Source organism: Actinomadura geliboluensis (assembly GCF_005889745.1).
GTDB lineage: Bacteria > Actinomycetota > Actinomycetes > Streptosporangiales > Streptosporangiaceae > Spirillospora > Spirillospora geliboluensis.
In genome coordinates, this window is the sequence record NZ_VCKZ01000193.1 from 1 (window position 1) to 16,686 (window position 16,686).

Annotated in this window: 17 protein-coding genes; 7 read left to right on the forward strand and 10 right to left on the reverse strand. The window is 71.6% G+C overall.

The features are described from left to right. Window positions 1-702 (reverse strand): endonuclease/exonuclease/phosphatase family protein (locus ETD96_RS24335; protein ID WP_240808118.1); only part of this gene is annotated, 702 nt, incomplete at its 3' end. A gap of 81 nt (window positions 703-783) precedes the next feature. Here ETD96_RS24335 and ETD96_RS24340 point away from each other — a divergent pair. Then, window positions 784-1,203 carry a DUF4259 domain-containing protein gene (locus ETD96_RS24340; RefSeq protein WP_240808119.1) on the forward strand — a complete coding sequence of 140 codons (420 nt, stop codon included), beginning with the start codon at window positions 784-786 and terminating at the stop codon, window positions 1,201-1,203. Window positions 1,204-1,329: 126 nt separating this feature from the next. Continuing rightward, window positions 1,330-2,070: a hypothetical protein gene (locus ETD96_RS24345; protein ID WP_138638796.1), complete on the forward strand. Its 741-nt coding sequence runs from the start codon at window positions 1,330-1,332 to the stop codon at window positions 2,068-2,070. 1 nt (window position 2,071) lies between these two features. On the opposite strand, the gene ETD96_RS24350 is transcribed toward ETD96_RS24345, so the two are convergent. The 3 genes from ETD96_RS24350 to ETD96_RS24360 all read right to left on the reverse strand — a co-directional run bounded on the left by ETD96_RS24350 (window position 2,072) and on the right by ETD96_RS24360 (window position 5,045). Beyond that, window positions 2,072-3,046 (reverse strand): DUF1152 domain-containing protein, encoded by a 975-nt coding sequence (locus ETD96_RS24350; protein ID WP_205719437.1) that lies wholly within the window; start codon window positions 3,044-3,046, stop codon window positions 2,072-2,074. A 122-nt stretch (window positions 3,047-3,168) separates the two neighbouring features. Further along, complete coding sequence (locus ETD96_RS24355) at window positions 3,169-3,378, reverse strand: SCP2 sterol-binding domain-containing protein (RefSeq protein WP_171069206.1); 210 nt, start codon at window positions 3,376-3,378, stop codon at window positions 3,169-3,171. Then, entirely contained in the window at window positions 3,309-5,045 is a 1,737-nt protein-coding gene (locus tag ETD96_RS24360) for a recombinase family protein (RefSeq protein ID WP_138638798.1), read from the reverse strand. Before ETD96_RS24360 ends, ETD96_RS24355 begins: the two co-directional genes overlap by 70 nt. 174 nt (window positions 5,046-5,219) lie before the next feature. Here ETD96_RS24360 and ETD96_RS24365 point away from each other — a divergent pair, with 174 nt between their 5' ends. Next, on the forward strand, window positions 5,220-6,251 hold the full coding sequence (locus ETD96_RS24365) for a CaiB/BaiF CoA transferase family protein (protein ID WP_138638799.1): 1,032 nt from the start codon (window positions 5,220-5,222) through the stop codon (window positions 6,249-6,251). A 42-nt stretch (window positions 6,252-6,293) separates the two neighbouring features. Next, complete coding sequence (locus ETD96_RS47660) at window positions 6,294-9,188, forward strand: helix-turn-helix transcriptional regulator (protein WP_138638800.1); 2,895 nt, start codon at window positions 6,294-6,296, stop codon at window positions 9,186-9,188. A 306-nt stretch (window positions 9,189-9,494) separates the two neighbouring features. Here the strand turns inward: ETD96_RS47660 and ETD96_RS24375 are convergent, their stop codons facing one another. Together ETD96_RS24375 and ETD96_RS24380 are read right to left on the reverse strand one after the other, a co-directional pair. Next, complete coding sequence (locus tag ETD96_RS24375; RefSeq protein WP_138638801.1) at window positions 9,495-10,328, reverse strand: class I SAM-dependent methyltransferase; 834 nt, start codon at window positions 10,326-10,328, stop codon at window positions 9,495-9,497. 192 nt (window positions 10,329-10,520) lie between these two features. After that, on the reverse strand, window positions 10,521-12,455 hold the full coding sequence (locus tag ETD96_RS24380) for an acyl-CoA dehydrogenase family protein (protein ID WP_138638802.1): 1,935 nt from the start codon (window positions 12,453-12,455) through the stop codon (window positions 10,521-10,523). A 122-nt stretch (window positions 12,456-12,577) separates the two neighbouring features. Between ETD96_RS24380 and ETD96_RS24385 the strand changes: the two genes are divergently transcribed. Continuing rightward, window positions 12,578-12,901, forward strand: a complete 324-nt coding sequence (locus tag ETD96_RS24385; RefSeq protein WP_138638803.1) for a helix-turn-helix domain-containing protein — start codon at window positions 12,578-12,580, stop codon at window positions 12,899-12,901. On the opposite strand, the gene ETD96_RS24390 is transcribed toward ETD96_RS24385, so the two are convergent. After that, complete coding sequence (locus ETD96_RS24390) at window positions 12,898-13,107, reverse strand: DUF4287 domain-containing protein (protein ID WP_138638804.1); 210 nt, start codon at window positions 13,105-13,107, stop codon at window positions 12,898-12,900. The genes ETD96_RS24385 and ETD96_RS24390 overlap by 4 nt on opposite strands. A 113-nt stretch (window positions 13,108-13,220) precedes the next feature. Here ETD96_RS24390 and ETD96_RS24395 point away from each other — a divergent pair, with 113 nt between their 5' ends. Next, on the forward strand, window positions 13,221-13,868 hold the full coding sequence (locus ETD96_RS24395; protein ID WP_138638805.1) for a winged helix-turn-helix transcriptional regulator: 648 nt from the start codon (window positions 13,221-13,223) through the stop codon (window positions 13,866-13,868). Between the two features lie 26 nt (window positions 13,869-13,894). On the opposite strand, the gene ETD96_RS24400 is transcribed toward ETD96_RS24395, so the two are convergent. Genes ETD96_RS24400 through ETD96_RS24410 form a run of 3 tightly spaced genes read right to left on the reverse strand, consistent with a single transcriptional unit; the run spans window position 13,895 to window position 16,241 of the window. After that, window positions 13,895-14,968 carry an ABC-2 transporter permease gene (locus tag ETD96_RS24400; RefSeq protein ID WP_138638806.1) on the reverse strand — a complete coding sequence of 358 codons (1,074 nt, stop codon included), beginning with the start codon at window positions 14,966-14,968 and terminating at the stop codon, window positions 13,895-13,897. Next, window positions 14,965-15,840, reverse strand: coding sequence for an ABC transporter ATP-binding protein (locus ETD96_RS24405; RefSeq protein WP_138638807.1), 876 nt, complete (start codon window positions 15,838-15,840; stop codon window positions 14,965-14,967). The genes ETD96_RS24400 and ETD96_RS24405 overlap by 4 nt, the downstream gene beginning before the upstream one ends. Beyond that, window positions 15,837-16,241 (reverse strand): GntR family transcriptional regulator, encoded by a 405-nt coding sequence (locus ETD96_RS24410; RefSeq protein WP_171069207.1) that lies wholly within the window; start codon window positions 16,239-16,241, stop codon window positions 15,837-15,839. The genes ETD96_RS24405 and ETD96_RS24410 overlap by 4 nt, the downstream gene beginning before the upstream one ends. A 132-nt stretch (window positions 16,242-16,373) precedes the next feature. Here ETD96_RS24410 and ETD96_RS24415 point away from each other — a divergent pair. After that, the coding region (locus tag ETD96_RS24415) for a DUF2255 family protein (RefSeq protein WP_138638808.1) at window positions 16,374-16,686 on the forward strand (313 nt) is incomplete at its 3' end.

Consider the following 16,686-nt stretch of genomic DNA (forward strand, 5'->3'; position numbering starts at 1 on the left):
CCCCACATGGATGTAGTCGATGCGCCCCGGCGGTTCGAGGGTCTGCGCCGCGTAGGGGTTGACCGGGTCCCAGGTCACGGCGGGCGCGGCCGGGTCGGCGTACTCCCAGGCGTCCACCAGGACCTGGCCGGGGACGGCGGGCGCCGTCCGGTACCCGCCGAACAGGCGCATCTCGTCGGAATCAGGATGCGCGTTGTAGTCGCCGGTGACCACGGGCGGGAACGGGCTGCGGTCTCGGAGGGACGCGACGAACCCCGCCAGGGCCGTCACTTGGGCGCAGCGCACGGCAGACCCGTGCGGCTCCGAATTCAGATGCGTGGTGAAGAACGGCACCGGATGGACGGGGGCGTCCACCAGCGCGAACAGGGCCCGATGGCCGTCGTCGCGGCCGTCCCCGGTGGGCAGGCGCAGGACGTCCTGGTCGATGATCGGCCATCGGCTGAGAACGGCGTCCCCGACGTCGGCCGTCGAGCCGTCGAGGCGGGCGTGCCAGCGGCCGGGCCGGTCGGAGGCCGCCCACGTCCAGTGCATGCCGAGCCGGTCGGCGAGCCACCCGGCGAGGTTCTCGTCGCCCTCGCCCCAGACCTCCTGCAGCCCGACGATGTCGCAGCCGAGTTCCGCAAGCGTCGTCGCGATCGCCTCCCTGCGGGCTTCCCAAGGCCCGAACCGCCACCACACATTCCAGGTCAGGACTCGTACCACCGGGCCCCGCTCCCTTCGCGTCAACACCGGCAACATTCTCGGCGGCTGCCGGAATTGTCTAGAGTGCGGGGACCCTTGGAGGTGGAGATGGGAACCTGGGACGCGACCCCGTTCGGCAACGACACCGCCGCCGATTTCGCGGGCGACCTCGATGACCTGGCCTTGGACGAGCGTCCGGCCGCCGTCCGAGAAGCCTTGGAAGCCGTGCTCCACGAGGCGGATTACCTGGACCGCTCGGAGGGCGACACGGCCGTCGCCGCAGCCGCCCTGGTAGCGGCGCAATGCCCCGGCGGCCCACCTGCGGACCCCATCTACGGCCCGGAGCGGCCCGTGCCGGACCTGCCCGACGACCTCCGAACCCTGGCGCTGGCCGCCCTCGACCGGGTGGCGGGCCCGAATTCCGAATCGCAGGACCTCTGGGCCGAAGCCGGCGACGGCCTCCAAGAATGGCACGCCGAACTAGACAAACTCCGAAACGCTCTCAAGACGGACCCGAACTAGCCGTTCCGGGACATGCCCAGCTGCGGGCATGTGTGGGCGGTGGGGCCTCGGGATCGGTGGTGAAGGCAAAGCGTCGGTAGCCGACCGCTGGGTGTGGGTTGGGAGCTGTGGCGGAATGTCTGCGGTGTGGCGGAGTGGTTCTCGCGGGAGATATCGGACACCGGGCGTCTGCGGCTGTCGTGCTTTCTTGCGGCGTTCATCGCCGGATTTCTGTTCATCCGGTTCAGCGTGCGGATGATCCGGCGGCAGGTGCGGTGGTGGCCGGGCAACGTCACGCCGGGCGGGCGGCATATCCACCATGTCGTGTTCGGCCTGGTTTTCATGTGTGTGGGCGGTGTGGGCGGGCTTGCCGTCCAGGACGGATCGTCCGGGTGGGCGGCGGCGGCCGCCGCCGTGTTCGGGGTCGGGACGGCGCTGGTGCTGGACGAGTTCGCGCTCGTCCTGCACCTGGAGGACGTCTACTGGAGCGAGCAGGGCCGCCTGTCGGTCGAGGTCGTGTTCATCACGATCGCGCTGTGCGGGCTGATGCTGCTGGGCCTGCGGCCTCTCGGCCTGGACGACGTGGCGGGCGACGGCCTGTGGGCGATCGCGGCCATCATCGTGTTCGACATGCTGGTGGCCCTGGTCGCCCTCCTCAAGGGCAAGGTCTGGACGGGCTTGATCGGGCTGTTCATCGGCGTGGTTGCGCTGGTCGGGGCCGTCCGGCTGGCCCGTCCCGACTCGCCGTGGGCGCGGCGGAGGTACCGGCCGGGGTCGCGCAAGGAGCGGCGCGCCGTCAAGCGCGAACGCCGCTACCGGCGGCCCGTGCAGCGGCTCGGCGACCGGCTCAGCGACCTGATCGCGGGCCGCCCGTCGATCAGGTCGTAGCTCAGTGCGGGTACTGGCGGGGCGGGCGGGAGCGGACCTCGTCCCGGAAGTCTTCGATGATCGAGGTGATCTGGCGCATGAGCCGGGTGCCCTCCAGGCGGTCGAGGTAGAGGGAGCGGCGGGCCAGGCCGTCCAGGTCCACGGCGAAGTACATCGCCATGAGCGGGTTGATGAACAGCTCGCTGCCGCGCGTCCTGGTCGTGACGTGGACGTCGCCGAACCGGCCCTGGACGGCGGCGGCGATCGAGCCGTTCACGATGCTCGGGTGGGCGGGCGTCGCCGCCTGCGCGTACTCGACCGCGTCCAGGTAGAGCGCCGCCTCGCGGCTGTCGCGGGGGATGGACAGGGCGCCCAGGTAGGAGCCGTCGGCGGTCAGGGCGGCCAGGTTCTCCAGGACGAGCGCGTGGCTGACGCCGTGGTAGGCGTCGACGCCGAAGCCCAGGGACACGACGATCTTCTCGGGGACGTCGAGGCCGTGGACGGCGGCAAGGCTCGCCATGTCCTCCTCTGGGGTGCCGAGGCCGGCCTCGTCGCCGCGCATGAAGATGTCGGTGCCGCCGTCCACGAGGACGATCGCGTCCAGGCCGAGGTGGTCGGCCAGGTACCGGTACGCCGCGCGGAGCGGTTCGACGCCGACCTTCGGGAACGCGTAGACGGTGGACGGCAGGCCGTGGAGGTCGAGCCACCGCGCGAGCGCGCCCTCGGGGAAGTAGTCGTCGCGGCCGGGGGTCTCGGGGGTCACGGCGGCGACGTCCACCTCCAGCCAGGTGTCGGACGGGAGGCCGTACAGCGCGCTGAACGAGAGGTTGGCCAGGTGGACGTCCTTCCCGTCCTGCATGAGGGCGAGGGCCAAGGGGAGACCCGCGTAGACGTCGAAGCCGCCGCCCGCGCCCGCGACGAGGACGCTGCGGGCCTTCTGCAGGCGTGCGAACAGCGGGGGTTCCTGGAGGGAGAACACCAGGCGACGGTAAGGCATCGCGGGGGAAGATGATCGAGGTTTTTCGCCGGATCGCGAACTCTCGCGGGGGGTGTGGACGTCTGACTATGTGGTGGCCGTGGTCATCGGGGGACTACGGCCACCACCAAGCGCCCCGGGGGTCAGTACGGGGACGGGCCGCCGAACATCTCGCTGAGGCGCGGCGCCAGGTCGTGGTCGCCGCGCAGTTCGAGGCGGCCGTCCATGAGGAGCGTCGCCGGGTTGGCGTCGCCGGCGAGGATCCGCAGGAAGTCCGCCGTCTTCACCGTGAAGGTGAGGGCCGGGTCGTCGGCCGGGCCGGGACGAGCGCGGGCCCTGGACTCGCCGAGCACGACTTGCGCCAGACGGGGATCAGCAGAGATGGATCGAACGGGGCGCGCTTTGTGCGCCCCTCAGGGATCGGGAGGACGATCACCGCGGACAGGACCGCGTCGATAGCGGTCCGCCTCTGGCGAAGACCCCAGGAATCCCACTTCTCAATGGAGAACCGTGAGAGGAAGTTCTTACTCGCCTGTTCCTTCTCGAACTGCGCCCTGTCCGCCTCTGCGTCCTGGATCTTCAAGTCCAGGTCGGAAAGCAGATCGAAGAGGTCAGAGTCGTCGATCGTCCCTGCCTTCAACCTTGACTTCAGCTCTGCTTTGGACTGCTGGAGTTTCTCCAGAGTCTTCGCCCCGTACCACTCATTATTTTCGGGTTCCTGGTTGGCGTATCTCTGCAGAAGAGCCTTGATGGCGATCTCCTGGATCGTCTCGTCCACCAGATCCATTCGGCGTCCGAGTCGTCCGCAGGACGGAGAGTTGCACTTGTAGAGTGCCTGGCGCTTTCCATTGGACCCATTCATGCGCCCGTAACAGGTTTCCCCGAACTCGTTCTTCCGGCCACATCGCAGGATTCCGGAGCTCAGGTGCTTGCGTGCCTGCTCGGCAAACTCCTTCTTTGTCCGCTTCTGCTGGCCCGCCGGTCTTCCCCGGCCGGTGGGGCTCTTTTTGATTGCTCCGAACGGGTTGAAGAACACCGGACAGTCCAGAACGAGCTTCTCCCACTCCTGCGGAGTGCAGATCGTCTCCCACTTCCCGATGACGGGCTCACCGGTCTCCCAGTCTCTGATCATCTCGTTCTCGATCATCCGGTAGCCGCAGTTGGCGGGGTTGGTGACCATGTACTGCATGACGTTGGTGGAGATCTGCTCGGCCCGCTTGCGATACTTCTCTGCCGTCTGGAAGTCGCAGCTGCTCTGGAAATGGTTGGCGAGTTTCAGGCACTCCTCCCCAAAGGTGAAGCCGATGGCCCGCCAAGACTTTCCATGCAGCCTCATGTCGATCGCCTTTCGGACGATCGGGGCCGCATCGGGATCAAGGGTCTCGTTGGCCTGGCGCTTAGAGGCCGGGTCGGCGGGCAGCCACCCGAACCTGCCCCGCCCGAAGGGCCTTCCCTCTTTGGCTTTGTCTCTAGAGTTGCGAGAGACCCGTTGCTTGATCTTCTTGACCTCTAGCTCGCCCATGGCTGAGGCGAGGAGGTGGCGAAGTATCTCAGAGTCCCCGTGGACGTCAAGGAAGGTCTTCGCGTCCCCCAGCCCGAAGAAGCCGTCTTCGTCTACGGTGAGAGCTCGGTTCAGCTTCAGGTAGTCCTCGGGCAGGCGGACGATTCGTTCCGCCTCGACCGCGATCACGCCTGCGATCGGGTACCCCTCTTCGCAGCGACGGGCGCGGATATCGCGCACTAGGCGGAGGAAGGCCGGACGTTCCAGGTCCGGGTCTACCGCTGTGATGCCGTTGTCGGTGTAGCGGACGACGATAACGACATTATTGTGGGCTGCGAACTCGTCGTTGTTCTCGTGCTGGCGCTTGACTCCGATCTCCTGACGGAGATCCTTGCTGATCCGAGCGTACGAAGCACCGGGCCGATGCTCGCCCAGCCAGTCCTCGAACGAGTTGCCCTGTTTCAGGGCGTTGGCCAGGTCAGGGTGAAGGGCCCACTTGGACCAGGGGGGCATCTTCATCTCCTGCGGATACGAGTACTACTTCTTAGGAGAAGTTAGTGGGATCGACCTCCCGGATGTAGTCGGATCGGCGATCCCCGATTGGACTCGGCGTCAACAACGACCAAGCGCTCGCTTGACGGCGGGCGGCGGCACCCGGCACCGTGAGCGCGACGACCCCGCGAGAGGAGCCCCATGGCGCCGCTGGACGGACTGCGCGTCCTCGATCTGACGATGTGGCGGCCCGGCCCGTACGCCACCCTGCTGCTCGCCCAGCTCGGCGCCGACGTGATCAAGATCGAGCCGCCCGGCGGGGAGCCGATGCGGATGTTCCGCGACCACTTCGACGTCCTCAACCGGCACAAGCGCAGCATCGTCCTCGACCTGAAGTCGGCGGACGGCCTCGCGGAACTGAGGCGGCTGGCGGCGGACGCCGAGGTCTTCGTCGAGGGGTTCCGGCCCGGCGTGGCCGACCGCCTGGGCGCCGGCCACGCGGCGCTCCGCGCGCTCAACCCGCGGCTCGTCTACTGCTCGATCTCCGGATACGGGGCGGAAGGACCGTTGCGCGACGTTCCGGGGCATGACATCAACTACCGGGCCTACGCCGCCGCGCTGCCCCCGGACGCCGTCTCCCCGGAGGCCGACGACCTCCCGCTCGCGGACATGGCCGCCGCCACGATGGCCGCGTTCGCGATCACCGCTGCCGTGCTCAAGGCCCGCGCCACCGGGACCGGCGACCGCGTCGACCTCGGCATGGCGGACGTCCTCGCGCACTGGACCGGCACCGTCCCGGCGGCGACGCGCAGCTCGGGCGCCGGGCCCGTCCCCGGCTACGGCGTCTACCCGACCAAGGACGGCCGCAAGATCACGCTCGGGGTGGTGTCGGAGGAGCGGCTGTGGGCCGCGACCTGCCGCGCGCTGGGCATCGAGGAGCACGCCGGCGTCCCGTTCGCCGAGCGGCTGGGCCGCATCGCCGAACTGGACGGGGCCGTCACGGCGGCCGTGGCGAAGCTCACGCTGGACGAGGCCGTCGAGCGGCTGACCGAGGCCGGCGCCCCCGTCGCGCCCATCCTCTCCCACGCCGAGATGCTCGCCCTCGACCACTTCGCGCACCGGAAAGTGCAGGACGAAGGGCCCGTCCGGACCACCGTCCACCCGCCGGTCACGGGCGGGACGGCGCCCGAGGCGGACGAGCACCGAGGCCAGGGCTGGCGTCTCACGGAATGAAATTCGGGTGGGATTGTCCTACCCGTTTGGCATGCTGGGGACGTGAACGCGCGTGCGGTGAGTCCTGCTCTGGTCGGCCGGGCGGCGGAGCTGGGGCAGCTGCGGGACGCCCTCGCCGCCGCGCCCGGGGCCGTCCTCGTCGGCGGTGACGCCGGGCTCGGCAAGACGCGCCTCATCAAGGAGTTCGCCCGGTCCGTCGAAGGGGAGGCGAACGTCCTCGTCGGCGGCTGCCTGGAGCTCGGCTCCGACGGCCTGCCGTTCGCGCCGTTCACCACCGTGCTGCGCGGCCTCGTCCGGGAGATCGGCATCGACGGCGTCGCGGCGCTCGTCCCGCGCGGCGACACCGGCGGCCTCGCCCGGCTGCTGCCGGAGTTCGGCGAGCCGGAGTCCGACGCCGCGTCCGGGGAGGAGCGCGCCCGGCTGTTCGAGGTCGTGCTGTCGCTGCTGGAGCGGCTCGCCGAGCGCGGCCCCGTCGTGCTCGTCATCGAGGACGCCCACTGGGCCGACCGCTCCACCCGCGACCTGCTGGCCTTCCTCGTGCGCAACCTCGGCCGGGGGCCCGTGCTGGTCGTCCTGACCTACCGGACGGACGAGCTGCACCGCACCCATCCGCTGCGCCAGCTCCTCGCCGGGCTGGAACGGCTGGAACGGGTGCGCCGCACCGACCTCGGCAAGCTGACCCGTGCGGACGTGTCCGCGCTCGTCGCCCAGCTGCTCGGCCAGAACCCGCCGCCCGGCCTCGTCGAGCGGATCGAGGCGCGCAGCGAGGGCAACCCGCTGTTCATCGAGGCGCTGCTCGACGACGACGGCGGGCTGGCGTGCGAGCTGCCCGAGTCGCTGCGCGACCTGCTGCTCGCCGGCGTGCAGCGGCTCCCCGACGAGACGCAGGACGTCCTGCGCGACGCGAGCGGCAGCAGCACCCGCATCGAGCACGCGCTGCTCTCCGCCGTGTCCGGGCTCGGCGACGCCGCGCTGACCCGCGTGCTGCGGCCCGCCGTCGCCGCCAACGTCCTGGTCGTGGACGGCGACGGGTACGCGTTCCGGCACGCGCTGATCCGCGAGGCCATCCACGACGACCTGCTGCCGGGCGAGCACACGCGCCTCCACAAGCGCTACGCCGAGACCCTGGAGGAGAACCCGTCGCTGGTCTCCGCCGGGCGGCTGTGGGTCGAGCTGAGCTACCACTGGAAGCAGGCCCACGACAGCACGTGGGCGCTGGTCGCGGCCTGGCGCGCCGCAGGCGAGGCGCGCAAGGCGCTCGCCCATGCCGAGTGCCTGGCGATGCTCGAACGCGTCCTGCAGCTGTGGGACCTCGTCCCCGACGCGGCGGAGCGCATCGACGCCGGCTTCGTCAAGGTGCTGATGGACGCCGCGACCGCCGCCGACCTCGCCGGCGAGTACGACCGCGGCATCAAGCTCGTCACCGCCGCGCTCAAGGAGGTCGAGGCCGCCGACGGCGCGCGCGACACCGAGTGCTGGGCGACGCTGCTGGTGCTGCGCGCCAGGATGCGGTACCAGATGGCGCGCCCCGGCTTCGTCGAGGACCTGCGCGCCGCCGTCAAGGCGCTGCCCGCCGAACCGCCGACCGTGCTGCGCGCGCGGGCGCTGTCGATGCTCGGCAACTACGTGCGCGTCACCACCGAGATCGGCGCGGCGCGCGACGCGGCCGAGGAGTCGCTGGCGGTCGCGCGCCGGCTCGGCGACCCGCTCGCGGAGGCGGAGGCGCTCATCACGCGGTACTGCGCCGACACCGACTACGAGAACGACGCCGGCCTCGCCGAGATCGAGGCGACCGCCGAGCGCGCCCGCAACCACCAGGTGCTGCTGCGCTACTACGTCATCAAGTCGCACTTCCTGGAGGGCGCCGGCCGGCACGCCGAGGCCGCCGCGGTCGCGGCGCACGGCAAGGAGCTGGCCCGCGAGTACGGGGTGGCCCGCACCCAGGGCACGTTCCTGTGCATCAACCAGGCCGAGCCGCTCGTCTCGCTCGGCCGGTGGGACGAGGCCATGGCCGTGATGAACCACGCGCTCGCGCAGGACCCGGCCATCACCACCCGGACGTCGCTGCTCGTCCTGACCGGCTGGGTGGCGCTGGCGCGCGGCGACCTCGCGACCGCGCGGGAGCGGCTCGCCACGTCCCGCGACATCAAGAAGCTGAAGGCGGAGTGGCTGAAGACGCAGGACTACTTCGGCACGCTGTGGCTGGAGGCGAACATCGCGCTGGCCGAGGGCCGCCCCGCCGCCGCGCTGGAGGCGGTCCGGCCCGTCGTCGACCAGGCGGGCATGCCGGACGACGCGCGCTACGCGTGGCCGGTGCTCATCGCGGGCGCCGCGGCCTGCGCCGAGCTCGGCGACGGCGCGGCGGGCGAGCTCGCCCGGATCGAGGAGCGGGCCGCCGGGCTGGAGTCGAGCGGGCCGCTGCAGCGCGCGCACTGCCTCATGTTCGCCGCCGAGCTGGCCCGCGCCCGCGGCGTCCTCGACCAGGCCGCCTGGGCGGAGGCCGCCGCCACGTGGGAGACGCTCGCCAACCCCTACGCCCGCGCCCGCTCCCTGCTCCGGTCCGCGGAGGCGCTGCTCGCGGGCGGCGACCACGACGCGGCCTCGGACGCGCTGCGCACCGCCGGGGACCTCGCCGCGGAGCTGCGGGCGCCGCTGCTCGCCGCGGACGTCGCCGGGCTGCTGCGCCGGGTCCGGTCGCCGCGCCGCGGCGACGCGTCCGCGCCGCTCGGGCTGACGCCCCGCGAGTTCGAGGTGCTGCGCCTGGTGGCGGAGGGGCGCAGCAACCGCGACATCGCCGAGGCGCTGTTCATCTCCGTGAAGACGGCGAGCGTCCACGTGTCGAACATCCTCGGCAAGCTGGAGGTGGCGAGCCGCGGCGAGGCCGCCGCGACCGCGCACCGGCTGCGGCTGTTCGCCGCCCCGAAGGCCCGCGCCTGACCTGCTGCGGAGCGTGCTCGATTCGGCGGCGGGGGACCTCCCCTCCCGGATCCCCCGCCCCGAACCGTCGGACCACACGGGAACATCGTGGCCGGCCGGCCGGGGCACGGCCCGCGGAAGCAGGCGGTGCTTCGCCGTCCGGAGAGACGGCCCGTGACCCGTCCGGCCACTGCCCAGTCTTGTGGTCCGGAGGCCCCGACGGCGCGCGAGACATACCGTTCGGGGCGAGAGAAAAAAGCGACGGTGCCGAGCCGCGTTCCGTGACCCGGCACCATCGCCCTCCGGCACGTGCCCTGTGGCGCGCGGTCAGCGCGGGACGCGCGCCACGCAGAACACCGTCTGCCCGAACGGCGGGCGGACGAAGCGCTCGATGGCGCGCGTGGTCGGCACCACCGTCCGGTCGTAGATCTTGACGAGCCGCGGGTCGGGGTAGCCGGCGCCGCCGCGGCGGACCGCGAACCACCAGGCGATGCCGCCGAGGAAGTTCATCGGCTTGAGCACCTCGGGGACGAGCCCCGCCTCCCGGACGGACGCCTCCATCGTCTGCGGCGTGTACCGGGTGACATGCCCGACCTTGCGGTCGAAGTCGCCGTAGAGCTGCATGTAGCCGGGCACCCAGATGACGATGCGGCCGCCGGGCTCGGTGACGGCGGCGAGGTCGCGGAGCGCCTGCACATCGTCCTTGATGTGCTCCAGCACGTTCATCATCACGACGGTGTCGACCTTCTGCCGGATCTTGATGTCGTCCGGCAGGGCCAGGTCGATGACCTCGACGTCGTCGTTGCCGTCGTAGCGGCTGCGCAGCTCGCCGACGCAGTACGGGTCGTTGTCGCTGACGACGAGGTAGTCGAGCCGCCCCGCGAACTGCTCGGAGAAGTGCCCGAGGCCGGAGCCGACCTCCAGCATCGACCGGCCCACGTACGGGGCGACGGTCTCGTACTCGTACTTGCGGTAGTTGCGGGCCTCGTCGCCGCCGAGGTGGTTCTCCAGCGCGCCCTCACCGGCGGCGGGCTGGACGACGTCACCGTCGGCGTTCACGTGCGGCGCGGGCCCGGTGCCCGGACCGCCCTTCTTCGGGTCGCTGCCGAGCAGGCCGAGGAGGCTGCCCGCGATGGACTTCTTCTGACCAAGTGACTGCATACTTCCCGCTCGCTGGGTGCGTTGGCGTTCGGCTTCTCGTTCGCCGGATCCGTGGCCCGGCCCGCCCGGGGCCGGTCGATCTCTGGCGCGAAGGTCGGGACAGTCTACCCATGCGTGCACGCCGGGCGTCCGTCAGTGACCGCGTCGGCGGGCGCCCGGACGGCGTGTCGCCTGCTCGGAGCGGGCGCCGGATCAGCCGATCGTCCGGTGCACGGTCTCCCGCTCGCTCGGCCCCGGCTCGGACGGCGCGATCCACGGGCCGGGGATCGACGGGTCGAGCACGCCCTCCTCGATCCAGGCGAAGTCGCCGGCGAGGACGGCCCGCGCCAGCTTCGCGTCCATCGCGTCGGTGTTGCGCCACAGCCCGTCGAACAGCTCGTCCACGCGGACGCGCGCCTGCTTGCAGAACGCGTCGGCGAGCAGCAGCGCCGACTTGCCGGGCGCCCCGTCCGAGAGCCCGCTCTGGCCGGACGCGTCGGCGTGGGCGCGGACGCACACCGCGCTCATCGCGAACAGCTCGGCGCCGATGTCGACCATCCGGCCGAGGAAGCCCTGCTTGCGCTCCAGCCCGCCCTGCCAGCGCCCCGCCGCGTAGAAGACCGACCGGGCCAGCTTGCGGGACGCCCGCTCCACGAACCGCAGGTGCCGCGCGAGCACCCCGAACTCGGCGTAGGAGTTCGGCCGCTGCCCGGCGCCGGTGACGAGCGTCGGCAGCCAGCGCGCGTAGAACCCGCCGGCCTTCGCCGCCGCCCGCGCCTTGCGCGCGGGGGAGGCGTCCGGGTCGATGACCTCGCCGGCCGCCGACAGGTGCGCGTCCACCGCCTCGCGGGCGATGAGCAGGTGCATGATCTCGGTGGAGCCCTCGAAGATCCGGTTGATGCGCAGGTCGCGCACCACCTGCTCCACCGGGACGCCGCGCTCGCCGCGCGCCGCGAGCGACGCCGCGGTCTCGTAGCCGCGCCCGCCGCGCAGCTGCATCAGGTCGTCCGCGGCGCGGCACGCCATCTCCGACGACCACAGCTTCGCCAGCGCCGCCTCGATCCGGATGTCATTGCGCTCGTCGTCGGCGAGCTGGCTCGACAGGTCGTGCATCGCCTCCATCGCGTACGCGGTCGCCGCGATGAACGCGATCTTGCGGGACACGGCCTCGTGCTCGCCGACCGGCCGGCCCCACTGCACCCGCTCCCGCGACCACTCGCGGGCGATCCGGGCCGCCCACTTGCCGCTCGCCGCGCACATCGCCGGCAGCGACAGCCGCCCGGTGTTCAGCGTGGTCAGCGCGATCTTCAGGCCGGCGCCCTCCGCGCCGATCAGGTTCGCCTTCGGGACGCGGACGTCGTGGAACCGGGTCACGCCGTTCTCGATGCCGCGCAGCCCCATGAACGCGTTGCGGTTCTCGACCGTGATGCCGGGCGTGTCCATGTCCACGATGAACGCGGAGATGCCGCCGCGGTGCCCGGCCGATTTCGGCACGCGCGCCATCACCACGACGAGGTCGGCGACGACGCCGTTCGTCGTCCACAGCTTGACGCCGTTGAGGACGTAGTCGTCGCCGTCGGGGACGGCGGTGGCGCGCAGCCGGGCCGGGTCGGAGCCGACGTCGGGCTCGGTCAGCAGGAACGCGCTGACCTGCCGGGCGCAGCGCGGCAGCCACTCCTCCTTCTGCTCCCGGGTGCCGAACATCTTGACCGGCTGCGGGACGCCGATGGACTGGTGCGCCGACAGCAGCGCGCCGAGCGCCCCGCACACCGACCCGACGACCATCAGCGCGCGGCCGTAGTAGTACTGGCTGAGCCCGAGCCCGCCGTACTTCTCCGGGACCTTCATGCCGAGCGCCCCGAGGTCGCGCAGCCCGGCGACGACCTCGTCGGGGATGCGCGCCTCCCGCTCGATCAGCGCCGAGTCGACCCGGGTGGCGCAGAACTCGGTGAGCCGGGCGAGGAACGCCTCGCCCTTGCGCCGCTGCTCGGCATCCGGACGCGGATGCGGGTGGATCAGGTCCAGCCGGAAATCGCCGAGGAACAGCTGCTTGCCGAAGCTCGGCAGCCGCCATTCGGTCTCCCGTGCCTCTTCGGCGACCTTCCGGGCCGTCCGCTCGTCGACATGCGCATACGTCTGCTGACTCATGGTGACCGCATTTCCCGTGACCGGATCGGGAAACCCCGGGCGTCCCCCGGCGGGAGGTGATCCAATGGACGGACCGGCGCCGGAGGCTCGACCGGCTCGGACCAGAGGGGTGCACCGCGCGCATGAGCGAGTCACGCAAACCCACTCTCATCGCCTCGGTGCAGCGCGCCCTGCACCTCATGGAGGCGGTGGCGTCGCATCCCGGCGGCGCGCCCGCCAAGCAGCTCGCCCGGGAGGCGCGGCTCCCGCTCGCCACCACCTACCACCTGCTGCGCACCCTCGCCCACGAGGGCTACGCGACCCGGCTGCCGGACGGCGTCTGGGTGCTCGGCGAGCGGGTCGAGACGCTGTACGAGCAGGGCCGGGCGCAGCGGCTGCCCGCCCGGCTCCGGCCTGCCGTCGCGGTGACGGACGCGGCGGGCGCGGTGGCCGGCGGGCCGCGCTAGCTCCTCGCGGCGAGGGTGTGGGCGACCACCGCGAACGCGTGGCCGTGCCCGAACCCGTGCTCGGCCTTCAGCCAGCCCACGAGCTCCATGTGCTTGGTCAAGGGAGAGGCCTCGACGAGGTCGATCCACTCCTGGATCGGACGGCCGTACTTCTTCTCGATCGCGGGGAAGTAGCTGGCGGGGTTGCCCTTGGACGGTGTGCTCATGCGCTGGTGCTCCATTCCGTCGGCGCGTCGGCGCCGCCACGACGCCGTTGGAGTGCAAGCTTGTCTTTTGCAAGCATGCTTTGTCAATTGAAGTGAGCGGTAGGATGTGCAGCATGGCGGCTCGTGAGTACGGACAGTTCTGCGGCCTGGCCCGCGCGATGGAGATGGTCGGTGAGCGCTGGACGCTGCTGATCGTCCGCAACCTGCTGTCGGGGCCCCAGCGCTACACCGACCTGCGCAAGGGCCTGCCCGCCATCCCGACCAACATCCTGTCGGCCCGCCTCAAGCAGCTCGAAGAGACCGGACTCGCCACCCGGCGGGCGCTGCCGCACCCGGAACGGGCCGTCGTCTACGAGCTCACCGACTACGGGCGCGACCTCGAACCGGCGCTGGTCGCGTTCGGCCGCTGGGGCGCGCGGACCATGACCGCCCCGCGCCCCGGCGAGGCCGTCACGGCCGAGTCGGTGGCGATGGCCTTCCGCGCCACCTACCGGCCGGAGGCCGCCCGGGGCGCCACGGTCGGCTACGAGGTCCGCATGGGCGACTTCACCCTCCGCCTGCAGATCACCGGCGGGGTCCTCGCGGTCGGCGCCGGCCCGCACCCGGCCCCGGACCTGGTCATCGAGCGGCTCGCCGACCAGGGCGTCCATGCTCTGATGACCGGTGCGAAGACCCCTGACCAGGCGCTGGCCGACGGCACCGTCCGCGTCGAAGGCGACCCCGGCCTCCTCCACCGCTTCGTCGAGACCTTCCGCTTCTGAGGCGCGGCCGCGGCGTCGGACGGCCTTCAGGAGAGGCGGCGGCGCGTCCAGTAGAAGCAGACGCCGCAGAGCCCCAGGGTGAGGACGGCGAACAGCCCCGTCTCTGCCCACTGCAGCGGCCAGAAGCGGTCGGCGGGCTGGTAGACCACCTTCTGCTTGAAACCGAGCCGCGCGATCTCGGTGAAGCACTTCTCGGCGGGCCCGTCGGGCGGGTCCGGCGGCCCAGCCTCCGGCGCGCCCGCCTTCGGCGCGGGCATCGGAGGCGGCCCCGGCGGGGCGCACGCTCCCGTGATCAGGTCGCCGGGCAGGGCGGCCGCGCGCCCGGACGCGTCGACCGTGTGGTTCGCGAGCGTCCACGCCCCCGGCGCCGCGTCCGTCTGCACCGTCATGGCCTTGGAGCCCTGGTCCAGCGTCATCTGCGACATGTTCTTCGACGTGATCGCCACGGTCGCGGTCTCCGGCGGGACGAGGTGGGCGCGGATCCACACCGGCATCGCGACCTGGACGCCGACGAAGACGGCGAGGGTGATCGCCATCGCCGGCACGGTGCGCCGGGTGAGGACGCCCGCCGCCACGCCGAGCGCGAAGGCGAAGGCCGCGTACCCGATCGGGACGATGCCGTGCGCGCCGAACGCGAGCGGCGCGATCCGCGGGAAGCGTTCGGCCGCGGCCCTGTCCAGGGGGCCCGCCCACCAGTTGGCGGCGTGGACGGCGATCCCGGCGGCGACCATCGCGGCCAGCCCGACGAGGCCGAGCTTGACGGCCAGCCAGCGGCTCCGCGTGATGCTCTGGTTCCACACGAGCCGGTGCGTGCCGCTCTCCAGCTCGCGGGCGATGAGCGGCGCCCCCCAGAAGATCCCGATGAGCGCGGGCAGGGCCGTCACGATCACGACCAGCGCGCCGTACTCCACCTGGTGGTCGGTGAAGAACCGCCTGGCGAAGTGCGCGCAGGCGTTCTCCGTGCCGCAGGACGCGAGCCCTCTGTCGTAGGCGTCGGCCAGGCCGGGCCCGCTGACGGCGAGGGCCGCGCCGAGGACGGCGAGCCCGCCGAACACCACCGCGGCCTGGACCCGGAACTGCCGGAGCGTCAACCAGATCATCGGATCGCCTCCAGCGTGGGACGGTTCGGCGCCTGGGCCATGTAGGCGAGGACGAGGTCCTCAACGCCGATCTGCCCGACCGTCCAGGCCGGGTCGTGGATCGGGCCGTCCGTCCGGACGACCAACGTGCTCTGCCGGTCGGTGTGGCTCTCGGACACGACGTGCTGGTCCGCCGGCAGCTTCTCCTTGCGCGGCCCCGTCAGCCGGTGATGGGTCGCGAGCAGGTCGTCGATGTCCCCGGCGACCCGGACGTGCGACTCCACGAGCACGATGAGGTAGTCGCACGTCCGCTCCACGTCCGACACCAGGTGGGACGACAGGACGACGCTGAGCGAATGCTCGGCGACGGCCTCCATCAGCCCCTGGAGGAACTCGCGCCGGGCCAGCGGGTCGAGCGCCGCGACGGGCTCGTCCAGGATGAGCAGCTCCGGCCGCTTGGCGATGCCCAGGGTCAGCGCCAGCTGGGCGCGCTGCCCGCCGGACAGCTTCCCCGCCTTGTGCCGCAGGCTCAGCCCCAGCCGCCCGACCCGCTCGCGCGCGAGGGCGTCGTCCCACCGCGGGTTGAGCCGGGCACCGAGCGCCAGATGGTCGCCGACGCTGAGCCCGGAGTACGTCGGCGTGTCCTGCGCGACGTACCCGACCCTGGCCAGCTGCTCCGGCCCCGCGGCCGGCCGCTCGCCGAGCACCCGGATGCTCCCGGCCGTCGGCGCCAGCTGGCCGACCGCGAGGTTCAGCAGCGTGCTCTTGCCCGCCCCGTTCGGCCCGACGAGCCCCACGACCCGTCCGGCCGGAATGTCCAGCGTGCAGTCGGACAGCGCCCACCGCTGCCCGTAGCTCTTGCCCAGCCCCCGGGCCTCCAGAACGGCGGTCACGCTATGTCCTCCTCGCGGGCGGACCGAAACGTGGTCATGAACAGCGCCTCGATGCTCTCGTCGTCCAGCCCGGCCAGCCGCGCCTTGGCGAGCCAGCGCTCCAGGTCCTTGCGCAGCGGCCCGTGCGCGGCGAGCGACTCGCCGGCCAGCGACCGCGTCACGAACGTCCCGACCCCCGGGCGCGGCGCGACGAGCCCCTCGTGCTCCAGCTCCCGGTACGCCTTGAGCACGGTGTTCGGGTTGATCGCCAGCTGCGCCACCACGTCCTTGACCGTGGGCAGCTGGTCACCGACCCGCAGCAGATCGAGCCGCAGCGCGTGCCGCACCTGCCGGACGAGCTGCATGTACGGCGACACCCCCGACCCGGAGTCCAGATGGAACTCGATCACCGCCACCTCCATTTAACTAGGATGCTAGTACTTTAGAGGTGTGGTCCTCCTCGATGTCAATGCGCGGGAACGAAGACCCTCCGAACATCCCCAAATTCGGGCAATACGGGCCGCATCGAACGGCTGGCCGGGCATGACCCCGACATGTCCACTTGGAGCAATGACGACCTGACCCGCCTCGGCGGCGCCGCCGAGATCCAGATCGCGCCGGAGAACAGCGACGGCACGCTGCGCGACCCGACCACGATCTGGATCGTCCGCAGCGGCGAAGAGATGTACGTACGCTCGGTCAACGGCCCCGACGGCCACTGGTACCAGACCGCCGAGAACACCCACCGCGGCCAGATCCAGGCCGACGGCACGACCGTGGACGTGGCGTTCATCGACGAGCCCGACCCGACCGTCAACGAGCAGGTAGACGCCGCCTACCTGACCAAGTACGGCAGCACGCCCTACG